This is a genomic window from Nocardia carnea (assembly GCF_029869215.1).
GTDB classification, from domain to species: Bacteria; Actinomycetota; Actinomycetes; order Mycobacteriales; family Mycobacteriaceae; genus Nocardia; species Nocardia carnea_B.
In genome coordinates, this window is the sequence record NZ_JARWPM010000178.1 from 1 (window position 1) to 2251 (window position 2251).

The 2251-nt window shown below is 68.9% G+C and carries 1 protein-coding gene; it reads right to left on the bottom strand.

What is annotated here, in order from left to right:
• Window positions 1–730: 730 nt before the first annotated feature.
• Complete coding sequence (locus QH276_RS12035; RefSeq protein WP_280399987.1) at window positions 731–1897, bottom strand: phosphotransferase family protein; 1167 nt, start codon at window positions 1895–1897, stop codon at window positions 731–733.
• Between the last annotated feature and the right edge of the window lie 354 nt (window positions 1898–2251).

Below are 2251 nucleotides of genomic sequence, written 5' to 3' on the forward strand. Positions count from 1 at the left end.
AGCGGAGGAGCGGAGGAGTGAAGACCAGGGTTAATAGGGCCCCGCCCTCGAGCCGCGGGGCGGCGCCAACATTACAGCCCGCCCCATCCCGGTTGGTCCGCCTCGAAGCCCCCCATCCCCCAATGGCGGTAACCCACCGACCACTTCCCCGAACAGCTCCCGGGCGGGGCCCGCCCGGTTCTGGAGCGACCAGAGGGAGCGCAGCGACCGACCGGCGGGAGTGAAGAACCGGGTTGACAGGGCCCCGCCCTCGAGCCGCGGAGCGGCTCCAAAAATACAGCCCGCCCCTTGACGGACGGTGCACCTGGAGTACACCACTCAACCGAGCTCCTCCCTCGAGGCTCGGAGCGCTCCACAATTACTGCCCCGCCCCCTCAGGGGACGGTTTACCTCGAGTACACCACTTAACCGGGCCCCTCCGAGGCTCGGAGCGCCCCACAATCACAGCCGCGCCCCTCAGGGGACGGTTTACGTCGAGTACACCGATCGCCCAGGCCACTCCCTCGAGGCTCGGAGACCCCCCAAAAAAATCACAGCCCCCGCCCCTCACGGACGGTTTACCTCGAGAGCATGAGCAGCCGTGCCCTACCTCGAGGCGCGGAGCGTTTCCGGAATCACAGCCCCGCGCGATCGGTGAGTTCCGGGCTCAGCGGCTGATCACCGAGGTGCCGGGGCCCTCCTCCGTGAGAATCCCGGCGCCGCGCGGCCCGGAGCCGGCGCCGGATACCGCTCAGCTCAGATGCTCGTCCAGCAGCGCGCACACTGCCTCGGCGAAATCGCCGACCGCATCGTTGCCGAGGCAGCGCGCGTCTTCGGCGAGACCCGCCCAGCGGTTGAGCAGGGCGTCCGAGCGCGGCACCGACAGCCCGTGCTCGCGGGCGGCGGCGATCCGGGTGTGGTCGGCGGGCAGGAACCAGTAGGTGCTCAGCCAGACCCAGATCAGGCGTGCTTCCAGGATTTTCTCGGCGAGCAGGTCGTCGTCGGCGAGGGCCGGCCAGACGCCGACCACCTCGGCCCGCCAGGCCTCCACCATCTGGGTGGCACGCTCCCGGGACAGTTCGATATCGCACAGGCAGCCGGGGAAGGACACCAGCGCATACGCAATATCGAGGGTGGCGTCGCGGAAGCCGCCCCATTCGTAGTCGAGGATGCGGGCGCCCTCGTCGTTGATGATCACATTGTCCGGGCAGAGGTCCGACGGGCTGAACGCCCGGAACCGGCCGCCGCCGAACAGGCGGGCCCCGTGCGCGACCTGTTCGGCCACCTCGTCGGGCACCTCGACACCGAGTTCACGCTGCAACAGCGCGGGTACCTCCGCGAGAGCGGCCGCGGCCTGCTGGGCGATACCGTCCTCGCGGTGCGCGACATCGACCCGGCGCAGCAGGGCCACGAAATCGGGTTCGCGCCCGACCGTCGCCGCATGCATCCGGCCGAGCGCCTGCGCGAACGCCATCATCGCGTTACGAGCGGCCGGCTCGGCGCCCGCGCGCAGGACATCGGTGAGTTTGGTGTTCTCTCCGAGATCGCTGAGGACGAGCAGGCGGTCGGGCAGGCTGTGCGCGATCAGGTACGCACCGGGGCGTTCGCCGCGGCTGAGCGCCGTGGTGAACTGGTAGGACACCGCTTCCCGGAGAAAGGCCGAATCGACGCTGGCCACTCCCGGCATGATCGTCACGTTCTTGGGGTCGGCGACGGCGCCGCGGACCTGCTTGACGATCAGGGTGCGGGGTAGCGAGAAGGCGTTCTCGGCGACCCGGACACGGAGCACGGTGGTCCGTCCGCTGCCGCTGAGTTCGGTGGGATCGCTCAACTTCACCGGAGCACCCATTCGCTTTGTGAGCAACTGTTGCGCTGCGGATACGACTTCGGTGGCTCGTTCGGCCAGTAGTGCAGTCATCGCATCTCAAGTTACTCGCATTCGGTCACTTCTAGCGAGCGGTTACACAACCTTTCCGTGTCGCCCGGCGTGTCAGACGTGTTTTCCGCTGCGCCCGGCGCCTGCTTGACAGCGCTGCGCGGGTCGGGTTTTCTCGATCTGAACTGCTGTGCGCCACACCGGAAACCCGCCCCGCCGAAAGGTATGCCAGCGTGACCGACACACCGAAGTCCGCCCCCGATTCCCCCGGCGCTCCGGACGCGGCAGGTGCACGATCCACCTCCGGCGAAACCCGCCCGCCCGCCGGCGCCGAGGCGGCCGGCGATACCCCGCGGACGGCCGATTTCCCGGGCGGTGTGGTCCACGGATCGGGGT

Excerpts from the sequence above, each read along its gene's own strand:
- QH276_RS12035 (WP_280399987.1), bottom strand. The coding sequence starts at position 1,897 with ATGACTGCACTACTGGCCGAACGAGCCACCGAAGTCGTATCCGCAGCG.